The organism is Sporosarcina sp. Y1011, from assembly GCF_057669885.1.
The window spans coordinates 93,245-110,572 of sequence record NZ_JBYHFP010000004.1 but is presented as its reverse complement, the minus strand read 5'-3'; the positions used below and the strand labels follow the sequence as shown (position 1 = coordinate 110,572).

General features: G+C 41.7%; 17 protein-coding genes and 1 other annotated feature. Of the genes, 12 read left to right on the top strand and 5 right to left on the bottom strand.

All coding sequences use genetic code 11. The annotated features are described in order from the left end of the window. Window positions 1–8 precede the first annotated feature (8 nt). Both meaB and AC25Y5_RS06665 read left to right on the top strand, forming a co-directional pair. A complete protein-coding gene (gene meaB / locus AC25Y5_RS06670; protein ID WP_488139825.1) occupies window positions 9–1,046 on the top strand; it encodes a methylmalonyl Co-A mutase-associated GTPase MeaB in 1,038 nt (345 codons plus the stop codon). A 66-nt stretch (window positions 1,047–1,112) separates the two neighbouring features. After that, window positions 1,113–1,553, top strand: a complete 441-nt coding sequence (locus AC25Y5_RS06665) for a BrxA/BrxB family bacilliredoxin (protein ID WP_482102525.1) — start codon at window positions 1,113–1,115, stop codon at window positions 1,551–1,553. A gap of 126 nt (window positions 1,554–1,679) precedes the next feature. Here AC25Y5_RS06665 and prli42 read toward each other — a convergent pair whose 3' ends face one another. Further along, window positions 1,680–1,775, bottom strand: coding sequence for a stressosome-associated protein Prli42 (gene prli42 / locus AC25Y5_RS06660; RefSeq protein WP_482102526.1), 96 nt, complete (start codon window positions 1,773–1,775; stop codon window positions 1,680–1,682). A gap of 110 nt (window positions 1,776–1,885) precedes the next feature. Between prli42 and mce the strand changes: the two genes are divergently transcribed. From mce to norA, 7 genes are all read left to right on the top strand, one after another. Next, entirely contained in the window at window positions 1,886–2,296 is a 411-nt protein-coding gene (gene mce, locus AC25Y5_RS06655) for a methylmalonyl-CoA epimerase (protein ID WP_488139641.1), read from the top strand. A 4-nt stretch (window positions 2,297–2,300) separates the two neighbouring features. Next, window positions 2,301–3,848 (top strand): acyl-CoA carboxylase subunit beta, encoded by a 1,548-nt coding sequence (locus AC25Y5_RS06650; protein ID WP_488139640.1) that lies wholly within the window; start codon window positions 2,301–2,303, stop codon window positions 3,846–3,848. A gap of 13 nt (window positions 3,849–3,861) precedes the next feature. Next, on the top strand, window positions 3,862–4,983 hold the full coding sequence (locus tag AC25Y5_RS06645; protein ID WP_488139639.1) for a M20/M25/M40 family metallo-hydrolase: 1,122 nt from the start codon (window positions 3,862–3,864) through the stop codon (window positions 4,981–4,983). 17 nt (window positions 4,984–5,000) lie between these two features. Then, window positions 5,001–5,477 (top strand): chemotaxis protein CheW, encoded by a 477-nt coding sequence (locus AC25Y5_RS06640; protein WP_488139638.1) that lies wholly within the window; start codon window positions 5,001–5,003, stop codon window positions 5,475–5,477. 74 nt (window positions 5,478–5,551) lie between these two features. Next, window positions 5,552–6,736, top strand: coding sequence for a DNA polymerase IV (locus AC25Y5_RS06635; protein WP_488139637.1), 1,185 nt, complete (start codon window positions 5,552–5,554; stop codon window positions 6,734–6,736). A 16-nt stretch (window positions 6,737–6,752) separates the two neighbouring features. Beyond that, window positions 6,753–7,691 carry a ribonuclease Z gene (gene rnz / locus AC25Y5_RS06630; RefSeq protein ID WP_488139636.1) on the top strand — a complete coding sequence of 313 codons (939 nt, stop codon included), beginning with the start codon at window positions 6,753–6,755 and terminating at the stop codon, window positions 7,689–7,691. A 234-nt stretch (window positions 7,692–7,925) separates the two neighbouring features. After that, on the top strand, window positions 7,926–9,089 hold the full coding sequence (gene norA, locus AC25Y5_RS06625; RefSeq protein ID WP_488139635.1) for a multidrug efflux MFS transporter NorA: 1,164 nt from the start codon (window positions 7,926–7,928) through the stop codon (window positions 9,087–9,089). 167 nt (window positions 9,090–9,256) lie between these two features. Here norA and namA read toward each other — a convergent pair whose 3' ends face one another. Beyond that, window positions 9,257–10,276 (bottom strand): NADPH dehydrogenase NamA, encoded by a 1,020-nt coding sequence (gene namA, locus AC25Y5_RS06620; RefSeq protein WP_488139634.1) that lies wholly within the window; start codon window positions 10,274–10,276, stop codon window positions 9,257–9,259. Between the two features lie 544 nt (window positions 10,277–10,820). Between namA and AC25Y5_RS06615 the strand changes: the two genes are divergently transcribed. Further along, the gene (locus AC25Y5_RS06615; protein ID WP_488139633.1) at window positions 10,821–11,636 is read left to right on the top strand and encodes an aminoglycoside adenylyltransferase domain-containing protein; all 816 of its coding nucleotides are present in this window, start codon (window positions 10,821–10,823) and stop codon (window positions 11,634–11,636) included. A 236-nt stretch (window positions 11,637–11,872) separates the two neighbouring features. On the opposite strand, the gene proC is transcribed toward AC25Y5_RS06615, so the two are convergent. The 3 genes from proC to AC25Y5_RS06600 all read right to left on the bottom strand — a co-directional run bounded on the left by proC (window position 11,873) and on the right by AC25Y5_RS06600 (window position 15,333). After that, the gene (proC, locus tag AC25Y5_RS06610) at window positions 11,873–12,682 is read right to left on the bottom strand and encodes a pyrroline-5-carboxylate reductase (RefSeq protein ID WP_482102536.1); all 810 of its coding nucleotides are present in this window, start codon (window positions 12,680–12,682) and stop codon (window positions 11,873–11,875) included. A gap of 81 nt (window positions 12,683–12,763) precedes the next feature. Beyond that, window positions 12,764–12,977 (bottom strand) — a binding site (T-box leader). Window positions 12,978–13,047: 70 nt separating this feature from the next. Further along, on the bottom strand, window positions 13,048–14,169 hold the full coding sequence (locus AC25Y5_RS06605) for a hypothetical protein (RefSeq protein WP_488139632.1): 1,122 nt from the start codon (window positions 14,167–14,169) through the stop codon (window positions 13,048–13,050). 24 nt (window positions 14,170–14,193) lie between these two features. Beyond that, window positions 14,194–15,333 carry an SPFH domain-containing protein gene (locus AC25Y5_RS06600; protein ID WP_488139631.1) on the bottom strand — a complete coding sequence of 380 codons (1,140 nt, stop codon included), beginning with the start codon at window positions 15,331–15,333 and terminating at the stop codon, window positions 14,194–14,196. A 169-nt stretch (window positions 15,334–15,502) separates the two neighbouring features. Between AC25Y5_RS06600 and AC25Y5_RS06595 the strand changes: the two genes are divergently transcribed. Further along, window positions 15,503–16,447, top strand: a complete 945-nt coding sequence (locus AC25Y5_RS06595; protein ID WP_488139630.1) for an MBL fold metallo-hydrolase — start codon at window positions 15,503–15,505, stop codon at window positions 16,445–16,447. Then, complete coding sequence (locus AC25Y5_RS06590) at window positions 16,401–17,186, top strand: SDR family NAD(P)-dependent oxidoreductase (protein WP_488139629.1); 786 nt, start codon at window positions 16,401–16,403, stop codon at window positions 17,184–17,186. Before AC25Y5_RS06595 ends, AC25Y5_RS06590 begins: the two co-directional genes overlap by 47 nt. Window positions 17,187–17,328 lie beyond the last annotated feature (142 nt).

Genomic DNA, 17,328 nt, shown 5'->3' with positions numbered 1-17,328 from the left:
TAAATGTGATGGACGGAATTACATCCTCACATGACGGCATGGCAGCAACGGCGCGAAAGCGATTTGTAAAGAAAGAGCGCGTTATTCCGATCGATGAGTTATCGGAAAGGATATCAAATGGTTCTCGGCTTCATTTAGCAAAAGGAATTACACTTCTTGAAAGTATAACTTGGGATGATAAAGTGGCGGGGCAGCAACTTCTGTTAGACCTGCTACCGAAAACGGGTAACAGCATAAGAATTGGAATCACAGGTGTTCCGGGTGCAGGGAAAAGTACATTTATCGAAGCATTCGGACTGATGCTTGCGAATCAGGGGTATAAAGTTGCGGTACTTGCGATCGATCCAAGTTCCACTGTAACAGGCGGCAGTATTTTGGGTGATAAAACACGTATGGAAGAACTCGCTAGGCATCCAAATGCTTTCATTCGGCCTTCTCCAACAGCTGGGACACTGGGCGGCGTACACAAAAAATCGCGTGAAACGATGCTCCTTTGTGAAGCGGCCGGCTATGAGGTTATCTTGATTGAAACAGTTGGTGTTGGCCAGAGTGAAACGGTCGTTCGCGGAATGGTCGATTATTTCATGTTGCTCGTACTTACGGGGGCGGGAGATGAATTGCAAGGGATGAAAAAAGGGATTATGGAGTTGGCAGATGGTGTTGTCGTACATAAAGCGGACGGAGACAATCTGAGGCTGGCGAAAAAGACCGTACGAGAATACCGTCAAATCCTACATTTTCTTCAACCGGCTTCACCAGGCTGGACATCTACGGCATTGCCTGTTTCCTCAACTGTAAATACAGGACTTGAAGAAGTATGGAAGACGATAAATTTATTTAAAGATACAATGGATGAAGCTGGATTTTGGGATGGGCGTAGGCAGGGACAAACGAAAGACTGGTTCCGTTCCATGATTAAAGACCGTCTTATCGATACTTTTTTTGCTCAGCCCGGTAAAAAAGAGGAAGTCGCTGAACTTGAGAAAGCATTGCTTGGCGGAAGTCTTACAGTATCGGTCGCTGTTGAAAAGTTGTTCGAAAGCTAGACTTTTTGCAGGAACCGTTTTCACCTGCTATGATATAGAAGAAAATAGAAAGGGGTTTGATTATACATGAATATGAATTTTGATCTTTATATGAATGATATCCTTAAAACAGCACGTTCTGAGATGGAAGCGAGCGGATATGAGCAATTGACAACACCTGAGCTTGTTGAAGATGCTTTTAAACGTCCCGGTACGACACTTGTTATGGTGAACTCAGTTTGTGGTTGTGCAGGCGGTATCGCACGTCCAGCGGCTGCACATTCAGTGCATTATGACAAACGTCCGGATCACTTAGTAACTGTGTTTGCAGGACAAGACAAAGAAGCGACTGCTCAAGCACGCATGCTTTTCGGAGATGATCACTTGCCCTCTTCACCGTCATTCGTTTTAATGAAAGATGGAAAAATGGTGGCTGAGGTTGGTCGTTATGAAATTGAAGGACATGATCCAATGTCTGTCGTGGCAAACCTGCAAAGCCAGTTCGAAGAATACTGCGAAGAACTGTAAAAATAGAGAGTAGCACGTCTTAACGTGAAACCGCTATAGTAAAAGTCATTAACAGTATATGTTTTTAAATTTGCAAACAAAAAAACAGTCCGTACGTGCTAGCTGCACATGCGGACTGTTTTGTTATTACATAATCATGCTTAAACCAAATGCGAGAGTGGAAGCGACCATTGCTCCAACCATCACTAAGACAACGACTTTCTGTACTTTACGATTAGACATCAGACAAAACTCCTTAAGCTTTATACTTCTATTTTAACAGAAATACTGAATTCCACAACATCTGTTCATTTAATGAGGTAAAATGTACAATAGGAGAAGGGGGAATCATTATGCAAAAAGTAGATCATGTTGGAATCGCTGTGAAGAGTATTGAGGCATCTATTGACTATTATATACATACGCTCGGACTTTCACTATTGGCTATCGAAGAAGTCACAAGTCAGAAAGTTCGTGTCGCATTTATAGATGCTGGAAATATCAAACTTGAATTACTCGAACCACTCGGGGAAGACGGGCCAATTGCTAAATTCATCGAAAAACGCGGTGAAGGGGTCCATCATATTGCATTTGGGGTTACAGATATACGAACTAGAATGGCCGAGCTGCGAGAAAAAGGTGTCCAATTACTGCAAGAAGCACCCAAACCTGGTGCCGGTGGAGCAGAAGTGGCATTCCTTCATCCTAAATCATCGTTCGGAGTTTTGTATGAACTATGCGATAAAAGCGGTAAAGGGGACTGAAAAGATGGATATTTATGATAAAATAAATGAGTTATATGATAAAAAAAGGGTAATTGAACTAGGTGGCGGAGACGAACGAATTGCTAAACAACATGAAAAAGGGAAATTGACTGCCAGGGAACGAATTGATTTGCTTCTGGATCCAGGTTCATTTGTTGAATTGAATCCTTTTGTTGTACACCGTACACGGGATTTTGGAATGGACAAGCAAGTGGGACCTGGGGACGGCGTTGTCACGGGCTACGGTAAAATTAACGGTAGACCCATTTATTTATTTTCACAGGATTTCACTGTTTTTGGTGGGGCACTAGGTGAAATGCATGCGATGAAAATTGCTAATGTGATGGACCTCGCTGCAAAGAATGGTGCACCATTCATTGGCTTGAATGATTCAGGCGGAGCGCGTATTCAAGAAGGTGTCGTCTCACTTGACGGTTACGGAGAAATATTCTACCGTAACGCTATATATTCAGGTGTTATACCGCAAATTTCTGTGATTCTTGGACCTTGTGCAGGGGGTGCTGTTTATTCGCCTGCCATTACGGACTTTGTTTTCATGACGGACGAAACAAGTCAGATGTTCATTACGGGACCGAAAGTAATTGAAACGGTTACGGGTGAAAAAATTTCATCTGAAGATTTGGGTGGTTCTAAGGTACATAATACGATTAGCGGTAATGCGCATTTCCGTGGTAAAGATGAGAAGACGGTACTTGAGAGCGTTAGAAAATTACTTGCCTATTTACCACAAAATAATAATGAAAAACCACCAGTTGCGGAGTATGATGAAGTAGATGATTACCGTGCAGATTTAGCAGATGTTGTGCCGTATGAAACAATCAGGCCATATGACGTACGAAGGGTCGTTGAACAAGTCGTTGATGCAGATTCCTTTATGGAAGTTCAAGCAGAATTCGCAAGAAATGCTGTCGTCGGTTTGGCTCGCATGAAAGGAGAACCTGTTGGCCTTGTTTGTAATCAGCCTAAAGTGATGGCTGGCGGGCTGGATATTGATTCATCCGATAAGATTGCCCGTTTCATACGCTTCTGTGACTCATTCAATATTCCACTCATTACGTTTGAAGACGTTACGGGTTTCTTCCCGGGCATCAAACAAGAGCATGGTGGTATAATTCGACACGGTGCCAAAATACTGTACGCCTATTCAGAAGCAACAGTTCCAAAAATCACAGTTATTCTGCGTAAAGCATTTGGCGGAGCTTATGTTGCATTGAATTCAAAGTCAATTGGAGCAGATCTAGTCTATGCATGGCCAAACGCTGAAATTGCAGTTATGGGCGCACAAGGGGCGGCAAATATCATCTTCGCAAGAGAAATCGCTAACAGCGACGATCCCGAAGCGATGCGTGCAGAGAAGATTGAAGAGTATCGTGAGAAGTTCTCAAATCCGTACGTTGCAGCATCCCACGGTATGGTCGATGACGTTATTGATCCGCGTGAAACCCGCATTAAACTATTACAAGCACTCGACATGATGCGCAACAAACAAGAAACTAGACCGTACAAGAAACATGGTAATATACCGCTATAGGGAGATGTTTTGGATGAATAAACAAAGACTATTAGACGAATTTTTGGAATTAGTTCAAATAGATTCGGAAACAAAAGACGAACGTCAAATTGCAGATGTATTAACAAATAAAATGCTGGAACTTGGATTCGACGTTGAAGAGGATGATTCTGACGATCGTACTGGACATGGAGCAGGTAATCTAATTGCGACAATGAATCGGACAGCTGAAGGAATTGAACCGATTTATTTCACTTGTCATATGGACACCGTTGTACCAGGTCAGGGAATTAAACCTGAATTACGCGAGGACGGATATATTTATTCGGATGGTACAACAATTCTTGGCGCGGATGATAAAGCGGGGATTGCTGCACTTTTTGAAATGGCGCGTACATTAAAAGAAAGTGGTCAGCCACATGGCGATATTCAGTTTGTTATTACAGCTGGTGAAGAAAGCGGCCTTGTTGGTGCGAAAGAGTTGGACATGTCAGTAATTAAAGCTAAGTTTGGCTACGCTGTTGACAGCGATCAAAAAGTGGGCGGCATTGTAACTGCTGCACCATACCAGGCAAAATTACGGACAACAATCCATGGAAAAACGGCACATGCTGGCGTTGCTCCTGAAAAAGGCGTCTCGGCTATTAACATTGCGGCCAAATCGATCGCTGCAATGTCACTTGGTCGAATTGATTCGGAAACGACAGCTAATATTGGACGCTTCGAAGGCGGGCAAGCAACGAATATCGTCTGTGATGAAGTTCATATTTTAGCAGAAGCAAGGTCCATCAATCCAGACAAGCTGAATGAACAAACGGAGCATATGGTGCGGACGTTTGAACAAACTGCTGAGCTGATGGGCGGAAAAGCTGAAACGGAAGTTGTACTCATGTATCCTGGCTTCAGTTTTGAAGAAGACGCACAAGTCGTGCAAACAGCGATAACAGCCATTCAGAATATTGGATTGACACCGGAACTAATGACAAGCGGTGGTGGAAGTGACGGTAATGTATTCAACGGTGCAGGTATTCCCACAGTCACATTATCCGTCGGTTATGAAGAAATTCATACAAAAAATGAACGCATGCCAGTTGATGAATTGAACAAACTGACAGAACTTTTGCTTGAAATCGTACGTGTAACAGCGACTGCATAATAGAGGGGGCTTACCACATGAGTGACTTGAAAGCGGTCATCGTTCAATGCGGTAATGAAGAATATGCGATTTCCATTGAGGCGGTCGTGTCTATCGAGCGACTTGAGCATGTGAATCCGATTCCTCACCTACCCAACTTTATGCTGGGCCTTATGCGGATTCGAGGGGAACTTGTTCCGATTCTGGACTTCGAACAAATTTTATATGGAAAAAGTGCACAAGGACGAGAGGACGCCCGCGTCGTCGTCGTTCAGACCGGCAGTTTATTCATGGGGTTACTCGTTCTGGATGCAAAAGAAATTCTTGATATCCCTGGAAGTGCTTTGACATCTTCGGCTCTCATGGCTTATTCACGAACACCTTACTTCACGTCAGTTGCAAATTTGGAGAACCGGATGATTACTGTTGTCAATCCGGAGATTCTATCCAAAACTCTGGCTGGTATGGATGAAATCAGTGACTATGTAGAAGCGCAATTGGCACTAGAAGAGTAGTATGCAAACCGGACAGTGTCTTCTGTCCGGTTTTTGCATTATAATTACACTAAAAGTAAAGGAGGGGAAGTGTCGTGACAACGGTTGGTGCATCACGGGCAAAAGTTATTCTTCATCTTGATATGAATAGTTTTTTCGCATCCGTCGAACAAGCGCACGACCCTTCGTTGATAGGAATACCACTCGCTGTCGCTGGTAATCCGAAAGCAAGGAGAGGCATTCTCGTGACGTGCTCTTACGAAGCGAGAGCGTTCGGTGTTTACACGACAATGACTGTCGGTGAGGCGAAAAGGCTTTGCCCGGATCTCGTAATAATTCCACCTGACTTTGAAAAATATCGAACCGCTTCTTCTGCGGTTTTTGAATTGCTCAGAACGTATACGGACCTTGTCGAACCGGTGTCAATAGATGAGGCGTATATTGACATTACAGCAATCGGTGGTTTGACTGATGCCGTAAATATTGCTATGTCCATGCAACAGCGTATTTTACAAGAGCTCGATCTACCCTGTTCAATTGGTATTGCACCGAATAAGTTCTTAGCAAAGACAGCATCGGATATGAAAAAGCCGATGGGTGTTACGATTTTAAGGAAACGACAAATTGAATCGATTCTATGGCCTCTACCCGTTATTGACATGCATGGAATTGGGGAGAGTACAGAGAAGAAATTGAATACTCTAGGTATTTATACGATTGGCGATCTCGCGAAAATCGATGAACTCACTGTCAAGTCTTCCCTTGGTAAGCAAGGAATCCGTCTTCACAATCGTGCAAATGGTATTGATGAGCGGCCTGTAGACCCAGAAGCAGCTGAAGAACGAAAAAGTGTAGGCAGTTCAACTACATTGCCTGTGGATGAAACAGACTTGGACGAATGCTTAAAAGTTTTCAAATGGCTGGCGGAAAAAGTTGCAGTCCGCCTCGACAATCGGCAACTTGCTGGGACGGTAGTTATGATTCAAATTCGTACAGCCGACTGGCATAATCAAACACGGAGCCGGACTGTCCTCAATCCTCTTTATAAAGAACAGGACATTTTCAAAGAGGCGACTGATTTGTTTATAAAACATTGGGACGGGGAGCCGGTTCGTCTTCTTGGAATTACTGTTACAAACGTAATTCTAATGAATGAACTGCATGAGCAACTATCGATTTATAACTATGAAAAACATGCGAAAGAAGAGACAATGGATACATTATTATCACAATTGGAACAAAAGTTTGGTCCTGGAACTGTAAAACGGGGCTTTAAATGAAAGGAGGACATATATTATGGAACTGCAATTTCTAGGAACAGGCGCGGGTATGCCTTCAAAAATGCGTAATACATCAGCAGTCATATTGAATTTATCCGCTGAAGGAGAAGGTTATTGGCTCTTTGACTGTGGGGAAGCGACACAGCATCAGATTTTACATACTTCTCTGAAACCAAGAAAAATCAGCAAAATATTCATTACGCATTTACACGGTGATCATATATTTGGGTTGCCCGGTTTAATTGGCTCCCGTTCGTTTCTTGGAGGTAAGGAAAAACTTGATATATATGGGCCACCTGGACTTAACGAATGGCTCAAGACAACGTTGCGCGTTACAAATACCCATTTAAATTACGAGTTGCACATCCATGAAGTTAGTGAGGGTCTGGTATTTGAAGATGCTAACTATCGTATTACTACAAAGAACTTACAACATATTATTCCGTGCTTTGGTTACAGAATTGAGCAAAAACCACTTCCAGGAAAATTACTAATTGAAAAAGCGAAAGAAGCGGGAGTTCCAAATGGTCCGCAGTTGAAGCAGCTAAAAGATGGAGAAGATGTGACATTGGATGATGGACGAATCGTTTCTAGTTCAGAAGTCACTGGCGACCCCCAAAAAGGATTTACGGTTGCCATTCTCGGAGATACCAGCTATTGCGCCGCTGCCGTTGAACTAGCGCAGGATACGGATATTTTAATTCACGAAGCTACTTTCGATAATGGGACTGGAAACTTGGCAACAGAATATGGTCATTCGACGATTGGTGATGCCGCTATTACAGCAAAAGAAGCGAGAGCAAAAACACTTATCGCCAATCATATTAGTGCGCGATTTATGGCAAGCGATGTGGCACAGCTGCTTAAACAAGGTACGGCAATATTCCCAAACCTATATATCGCTGAGGACTTTTCTCGATTCGAGTGGAGAGATGGGGAAGTTTTTAGAGAGTGAAATTAGAATCCTGATGAAACTAATTCGTAATGGATAGAAAAATGAAATATATGCAGGGTTCAGTCGGGCTATTTCGTCCCTTTAGATTTCTGTTAAATGTTTTAGCAGAGCAATTTCAATAGACTTAAGAAATCATATTAATTATAATATGAATGATGTTATACTCGTGAGAGAGTCAGTATTGTTTATATTTCGACGCAATTCACCTAGTCGAGAGTTAGAGGAGTTTACTATATGAAAAACAAAAAAGGCGTATTAGCTATTCTATTAATGAACTTATTTATTGCCTTTTTAGGTATTGGACTCGTTATTCCAGTATTACCGACGATAATGAATGAGCTGGAAATCAGCGGTTCAGTTGTGGGCTACATGGTTGCGGCATTTGCGATTACGCAGCTTATCTTCTCGCCAATCTCAGGTCGATGGGTTGATAAATACGGTCGAAAAATTATGATTGTGGTGGGCTTATTCATATTTGGCTTTTCGGAGTTTTTATTCGGAATGGGAAAATCAATCGAAGTCCTCTTCATTTCACGCATGCTTGGTGGAATCAGTGCGGCGTTCATCATGCCTGCGGTGACAGCCTTCATTGCAGATATTACAACAAGTACAAACAGATCAAAAGCACTCGGTTATATGTCAGCTGCCATAAGTACAGGCTTTATCATTGGACCCGGGATAGGCGGTTTTTTAGCCGAAATCGGCACGCGGGTTCCTTTCTATTCGGCAGGTGTATTAGGGGTATTTGCAGCTATTCTTTCAATCGCTCTATTGAAAGAGCCTGAACGTGCAGATGAAGAAGTACCGACGCCAGAGCAAAAGACTGGGTTAAGCCGCATTTTCATACCGATGTATCTTATAGCATTTATAATAATCTTTGTCTTGTCCTTTGGCCTCGCAGCCTTCGAATCGTTATTCAGCCTATTCGTCGACCACAAATTTGGCTTCACGCCAAAAGACATCGCTATCGTCATTACAGGAAGTGGGATTGTCGGGGCTGTTGCGCAGGTCTTATTGTTTGATCGGTTAGTAAAAAACATGGGTGAAATCAATGTAATTCGCTATAGTTTAGCAATTTCAACAATACTTGTGTTATTAATGACGTATGTCAGTTCATATTTCTCCATTCTACTAACAACATTCGTTCTATTTGTCGGCTTTGATTTAATACGCCCAGCGGTTACTTCTTATTTATCAAAAATAGCGGGTAACGAACAAGGCTTTGTCGGTGGTATGAATTCTACTTTCACAAGTCTAGGTAATATTTTCGGTCCGATAATCGGGGGTGTGCTATTTGACATAAACTTGAACTATCCTTACTACTTTGCAGCGATTGTCCTATTGATCGGCACTATTATCGCTCTTTTTTGGAAGAAACCGAAACATATCATGTTTTGATTTCTCCACAATGAAGTATGAAACATTTCACATGTATTACTACACTCACTAAAACACAGTTTTTCGTAAGTGGAATTTCAGGAAAAAAAGATGGAATGGCCATAATTGGCTCTTCCATCTTTTTGTTGTGTCTAAAGATCCTTCACGGGTTTTCGGTTATTCACTAGTTAAAATTTCCAACCGCGCTCATATTGCTTTGGTGCTTTAATTTCCTCGCCCAATTCTTTTGCCGCGGTATAAGCCCAGTACGGATCCCGTAATAATTCACGGGCAAGTAAGATCAAATCAGCTCGTCCATTTTTCAATATTTCTTCTGCTTGGATTCCTGTCGTGATTAGACCAACCGCGCCTGTTGATATTTCGGCACCTTCTTTGATTGTTTCAGAGAACTTCACTTGGTAACCAGGGAATACATCAATCGCTGCTGGTACGAGCGCCCCAGAGCTGACATCAATCAGATCCACTCCTTGCAATTTCATCCACTTCGCCATTTTCACGTATATTTCGGGTGTCATGCCACCATCACTATAATCATGTGCAGAAATACGAACAATAAGTGGGCCATCCCAAACGGCACGTACTTCATCAATAATTTCTTTCAAGAAGCGATAACGGTTTTCTAGCGATCCACCATATTCATCTGTACGCTTATTGGAAAGGGGTGACAGGAACTCATTAATGAGATAGCCATGTGCACCATGAAGTTCGATAACATCAAATCCAGCTTTTTTCGCGCGTAAAGCGCCATCTTTGAATGCTTGTATGGTCGTTTTAATATCGTCCACGGTCATTTCGACAGGTGTTTTATATTTTTCATTGTAGGCAATTGCAGATGGAGCATAAATATCGCCGTCAACTGTCGCTTTACGTCCAGCATGTGCAAGCTGGATTCCTACTTTCGTACCGTATTGCTGCATGAGACGGACTGTTTCTCCCAAACCTTTAATATGATTGTCACTCCAAATACCTAGATCTTGCGCAGAAATACGTCCCTCAGGTTGAACTGCTGTTGCTTCAACAATGATAAGACCAACTTGACCGACAGCGCGTGTGGTGTAATGCGTCTTATGCCAATCCTCAATCATTCCATCTTCGTTATGGCTCGAATACATGCACATCGGCGACATAACGATACGGTTTTTAAATTCAACGTCACGTAATTTAAATGGTTCAAATAACTTTGCCATGTTTACATACCTCCTAAATGATTAACACGACTAGTATAACAAAGACGAGATGTTAAGACAGTTCAGCCGTCTTAAACAGATTTAAATCTCTTTTGTTCAATTAGCGAATCAATTGATAAGGTGATTATGAAGTTAAAGAGAAAAATCACATTAGTCTTTCTACTCTATGGTGAAGTTTAATAGACTAACGTTTAAACCTCTATGTGTATGTATGTAAAGTTAGAAATTGAAAGGATTTAAGTTTTGAGAAAAATAGGGATTTGGCGCTTTTCTAGTATAAAATCAGCTTTGGTAGTAATTTGAACTTTCTTTCATACTGCTCGTCTAACTAATAATAGTAAAGTAGTAACCCGTAAACGTTCTTTTATCGTATAGAAACTACAGGCAACGCAGCGATTTTATATTCAATAGAAAATGAAGTTTTTGGTGTGACGAAAAATGGAGATGATTTTCATTATAAACATAGTAAATAAGAATCGCCGTACTAGCTGCCGCTATTGTATGAAGTATAGTTACATTCATTTTATATATGGGGGAGAGCCTGATGGGGGAAATACCTGTTGTTGTACAAACCGTTCTAAACGATTATATAGCATTATTTAACGAACTTTTACCAAATACACTCGAAGGATTTTATATCCAAGGATCAATTGCTCTGAATGCCTACGTAAATGATTCAAGTGATATTGATTTTATTGCAATTACAAATCGCCGTTTGTCAGGGGAGGAAGTGGAAGTATTAGCTGAAGTCCATAGTATAATAACCAGCAACTATCAAAAACCGGAAATGGATGGAATCTATATTATGTGGGGGGGTATTGGTAACCTACAAGCTGCCGATACCATTATTCCTTACTATAACGATGGTAAATTGAGTTATGGTGCGTATTTCAACTCCATTACTTGGTGGATATTGAAAAAGCATGGAATTAACATGATAGGTCCAGAACCGAGAGAGCTTAGAATTGAAGTTGACTCACAGGATCTGATAACCTATGTAAGTGACAATATGAATACGAATCGGGCCAAACGGATTCAAAGTATTGAGGGTTCAATTGAGCAGTTACTTCAACTACCTTCTGAAGTGATTGATTTTGAAATTGAGTGGTCCGTTCTCGGCTTGTTGCGTCAATATTACACCTTAAAGGAACATAGCATTATATCCAAACTTGGTGCTGGTGAGTATGGATTGCTGCATTTACCAGGGGAATGGCATCAGATAATTAAAGAGGCAATAAATGTTCGAAAAGGTGTGGGGAGCGAATTTTTCACTTCTGATGAGCAGAGGATTGATATGGCTTTAAGATTTTCGAAGTATATCATTCGTTACTGCAACAGTAGCTTAATCCGAAAAGCATAGTGCGATTTAATATGAGTATTTTTTATCTATTAATTTGCTACTACTATAGGGGATTATTATGGCTTACAAAATTGTGTTTTTCGATATTGATAGAACTATAACTTACCATGAAGATGGTAGTATTTTAACGAATACATGTTTTGTTTACTTGAACGATAACTCGAAAAATAGTCACTTTAAATAGTAACCTATTATTCGAGTTTGACGTTCTACTGTTTATTACAAATTGAGTAACTTCAAGACATTGCTCCAAGCTCACGCGAACGCCTCTCTGCCTGACTAATGCAGTCCGCAACCGTTTCTTTAAATAGACCTTTTTCCAAAGCTTCTAATCCTGCTTGCGTTGTGCCGCCTGGACTTGTCACGTTTTCGCGCAGTTCCGCGGGTTCCGCACTTGTTTCTTTCAACATCGCCGCAGCTCCTTCAATAGTCTGGATAATAAGCGCACGTGCTACTTCTTTTGTAAGACCCTTGCTGATTGCCGCTTCTTCAAGTGCTTCCGCTAAATAATAGACATACGCCGGGCCGCTTCCGGAAAGAGCAGTGACTGCATGTAGGTCATCTTCTTCGACTTCTCTCACCATCCCAATTGAATTGAGAAGACCGAGTATATGTATTTTTAACGCATCGCTAACCGCACTATTCCACGCGATACCACTGGCTGATTTTCCGATTGTAGCAGATGTATTGGGCATAGAGCGCGCGATTGGTCTAAAACCGAGACCTGTCTCGATTGTTTGTATTGAAACACCTGCAATGACCGATAAAACCGCTGTCTTTTCAGCCAAATGGGGAAGTGTGTCTGCCATCACTTGGTAGATGTCTTTTGGTTTTGTCGCAAGTACAATGAGATCTGCATTTTTCAGCGCTTCTTTGTCCTTGCTAACAATCGAGATTCCATATTTATTGTGCAGCGAAATTAGTCTTTCATCGTCCGATCTGTTCATGACGTAAACATTTTGAGGTATTACAGCACCTTGCTCCACAATACCGGAAATAACGGCTTCCGCCATCGATCCGGCTCCTATAAATACAATCGTTTTCATCTGAATTACCTCTTTCATTCCGTTAATAACAGCATAAGTTCCTTTGACAGACGCAAAAAAAATGCGCTCTCGCCCCTACTAAATAAGGACGAAAACACATGTTTCCGCGGTACCACCTAAATTTACCGATTATAAACCGGTACATCTCGTTCTTTCTTAACGCGAAAGGCACGCCTGTGTTTCCACAGCAGCTCGGAAGGAGGTTCAAAGCGGGAGAGGGAGGGTGGCTTTCAGTCAGTGACCACATTTTCTGTTCTCCATTACCGCAATTACTTATCTTCTTCAACGCCTATATGTACTTGAATTAGTCCGATTATTGCATGCCGACAGAAGAAAGTCAACTATCATTTTATGCAATAAAATATTTAGCTTATCGTGTAGAGCAAGTAGATTATGAATATAATTGCTAAGATCACTATGACGGAAATCGATACTTTTACGGCGCTTATCGGCGATTGCCCACTAACTTTACCGGTTTGTCCGTTAACGAGGAAGCGGTAGATTTTATTGTTGAACTGGAACGAAGAAATCCAAATAGGTAATAGAATATGTTTGTAAGTAATGTTGTCATAGTTAGTGGAAACACTTACAATATTGACAACATCACCATATACTTGTCCATGTATTCCATTCTTAATACCGGCGTCAATACTATTTTTTGCATCATTCCAGCCATCCTTCAATGGAATCGAGTACCTTTCTGCTAAAAAACCGGATAAATATTCTGTTTTATAGTCGAGGAGTCCATTTAACTGAAAGGGTTCAATCTTATCAATAAGGCCACTTGCTACATTACGTGATGCTTTCACCAAAACATCGTCAAAGAATTCGCTGTAGTGCCCGTGTTCCGTACGCCATTGGGTTTTCCTTACCTGTTCCGATACTTGTTTGGACTTGCCATCTTCAAATACGGTCCGTATTTCCGTTACGTAATAATACGTGCCAATCTGGACGATGAAAGAAGAATCCGTCTGGGCATCAAAAGTCCAGTACGGGATGTATGCTCCCGCAATGGTATCCATTTTATACGATTGCACTAGCTTAGATGGAGCAAAATATCTCTTTTTCATCCATATCTTGAATTTTTCAACTGCATCATCTCTCGCGATTTTAAAGGGGAGTACCAATGCTGGTTTCATGCCCGCATGGTGTTCACTTATTGCAATATGAGAAGACCCGCAAAATGAGCAGAAATCGGCCACTTTATCTTTATCTAAAAGTGTTTCGGCACCACAGTTTTCACATTTAAAAACACGTTTTTCATCGTCCCAGCTGTGATTTTCTTTTTCTAATGCCTCTAAGAAGTCGTGTTCAATACTATTTTCCCAAGACTGGTCGATTTCCTTTTCGCTTCCGCAAAACGGACATTTCAGATTTCCACTTTTCGGTTCAAATAACGTGTTACCTCCACAGGAAGAACATTTATTTACCGTCGTCAGTTCAGTTTTGATCGATTCCAAATCTTGATTATTTGTTAAGTCCGTCATAGGAACACCTCTTTTGCATCAGAGTTAAAGGTCTTCGCCACAGTCACCACAAAACTTGGCATTTGGACCATTTACCTTGCCACATTTTACACATGTTTTTTCAGTCAGCTGTTTTGTACCGCATTCATCGCAAAACTTTGCATCTTCATTTATGAGTGCATTGCAACTCGTACATGGTACTTGATGCATAAACACGGATTTACCGCATTCGCCGCAAAACTTCGCATTCTTATTAATAAGTGTCTGACAATGCGGACAAATCTTCTTTTCTGTTTGCGTAGTATTAGGGGAACTTGTTTGCTGTTGATTGGCCGGGAAGGCATTCGCCATAACACTTCCAAGTGCAGCACCTGCGCCAATTCCTGCACCCGCACTAGCTAAACCGCCTTCATTCCGCGCGGCTTCCCTTATGGCTTCTGCGGCTTGGTATTGTTGATACTGATTCATGTCTCCTATGACACCCATGGACGTTTTTCGATCCAACACTTTTTCAACTTCTTCAGGAAGTGATAGGTTTTCAATATATAATGAAGTAATTTCAAATCCGAATGAACTGAATCGTTGTTCCATTTTCTCTTTGCCTTTGTCACTAAGCTCGTCGTAGTTCATCGCCAGGTCAAGGGCAGCGATATTTGATTCTGCGAAGAGGTCTGTAAGCCCTGATAGCACCATCTTTTTTAACTGTCCTTCAATGCTGCTCGTATCATAGGATGCGTTCGTACCAAAAAGTTCTTTTAAGAAAACAACGGGGTCGGATACCTTATACGAGTAAATACCATATCCCCGCAATCGAATGACTCCAAATTCGGAATCACGCATCATGATTGGATTCGACGTGCCCCATTTTTGATTGATAAATTGTTTTGTATTAACAAAATATACTTCCGCTTTAAAAGGGGAGTTAAATCCATGTTTCCATGACTTCAATTTCGTCATTATGGGCATGTTTTGTGTGTATAATAGATGACGTCCTGGTCCAAATACATCTGCAATTTCGCCTTCATTGACGAAAATTGCGACTTGTGATTCCCGAACGGTTAATTCTGCACCCATTTTTATTTCGTTATTGTGAACAGGGAAACGGTAAACCATTGTATTTGCGTTTTGATCCGTCCATTCAATGACTTCTATAAATTGACTCTTGAAAAATCCGAATAAACCCATACATACGTCCTCCTAATCATTCATACTTTAGTAAATTAACACGAGAATACATAAAGTGATTATAGCATTTTTACCATCTTGGTAGAGGATAGATTCAAAAGATGACGTCAACTCATAAAAAAGGTACACTGTACTGAATACTCATTCATCTTATAAAGGGGATTTTTATATGATACACAAGATTGTTATTCCAACACCGTTCGCAGTAGGCGATGTAAATGCTTTTCTTATAAAAGGAGATACGCTGTCACTCGTCGATGCGGGGCCGAAAACCCCTGAAGCATATGAAGCATTGAAACAGGGCATCAAGGAAGCCGGTTACTCATTCAATGATATTGAACAGGTCATTTTGACACATCATCATCCAGATCACGCTGGTTGGATTGACGCATTTGATAACGCAAAAGTCTTAGGCCATACCTACAATGATTTATGGCTCAAACGGGATGAAGCTTTCTCCCGCTATCATGATGCATTTTATCTAGAGCGACTTATCGAAGAAGGCGTACCTGAACAGTACCTTGGCTGGGTTAAGAAGATGAAAAGGTCTGTCGCGCTTATGGGAGAACGTCCACTCGACATGACGCTTGCTGAAGGAGATGCGCTGCCTGGGCATGCCGGCTGGATGGTTATGGAAACACCAGGTCATGCGCAAAGCCATATCGTATTGTGGGATGAAGAGAATAGAACAATGATTGGCGGAGATTTGGTGCTTGAAAAAGTTTCTTCAAATCCGCTTATCGAGCCGCCGCTTAATCCTGAGCATGGCCGTCCACGCTCTTTGTTGCAGTATAACGAGTCGTTGAAACGCATTCTTACTTTACCCGTTGATATCATATATACCGGTCATGGTGATGAAGTGCGCAATGCTCACGAGCTTATTGAAGGCCGTTTCGTAAGACAGCACGAACGGGCGATGAAGGTGCTTGCAATGATGGATAAAGGCCAACGTACAATTTTCGAATTGACGCGCGAATTATTCCCATCCGTCTATGAAAAAGAGCTTGGTCTTACGCTATCAGAAACAATAGGCCAAACCGATTACCTTTTTGAAAAGGGACTTGTTCATGAAAAACGAGATGAAAACGGAATTCTCCAATATGAGCAAGCGTAAAATGGTTTTGATTACAGGTGCTACGAGCGGTGTCGGTTATGCATTATCGAAGCGGCTTTTGGCAGAGGGATATGAAGTATGGGCAACGGGAAGATCACTTGCCATTTTAGAGAAGTTGCGACTTGAAGGCGCACAAGTGATACCGGCAGATTTAACAAAAAAAGACGACATCGAACATTTAATGACGCAGATTGGATCTCCGGATGCTGTCATTTTTTCAGCGGGCATGGGTACGTTCAGTTTTGCACACGAGACTTCCGATGAAGCGATTCAAAACATGATGACCGTCAATGTCATCGCACCGATGCAACTGACAAAGCTTTTATTGCCCGGCATGAGGGAGCGCCGGAGCGGCCATCTTATTTATCTTGGTTCACAGGCGGGGAAAGTTGCTACCCCGAAAGCATCCGTTTACGCTGCAACAAAACACGCAATTATTGGCTATACGAATGCACTTCGTATGGAGGTAGCTTCATTCGGTATTCAGGTCACCACTATTAATCCGGGTCCGATTGACACACCTTTTCTTGAACTTGCGGATGAAACAGGTGCTTACCGAACATCGCTCGGCAGACATTTGTTGACGGTGGAAGCTGTTGCCGATGCGGTGATTAAAACATTGGGGAAATCTGTCCGCGATGTGAATTTACCTTGGTATATGGGCATCACTAGTAAAATTTATGCTGTTGCACCGTCAGTTGTCGAAAGACTGGGCCGAAAGTACTTTATGAAAAAATGAGAAAATGCACCGTTCTGGAATCTGGACGTGAAATATCATTTAGTAGTTTATCCACAGGTCGGAAATTTTATGAATACCTAAGTGAAAAGCGATGTATGTTATTAAAAGCTGGCTACCTGCCGGCTTTTTTGCTGTGGGAAAA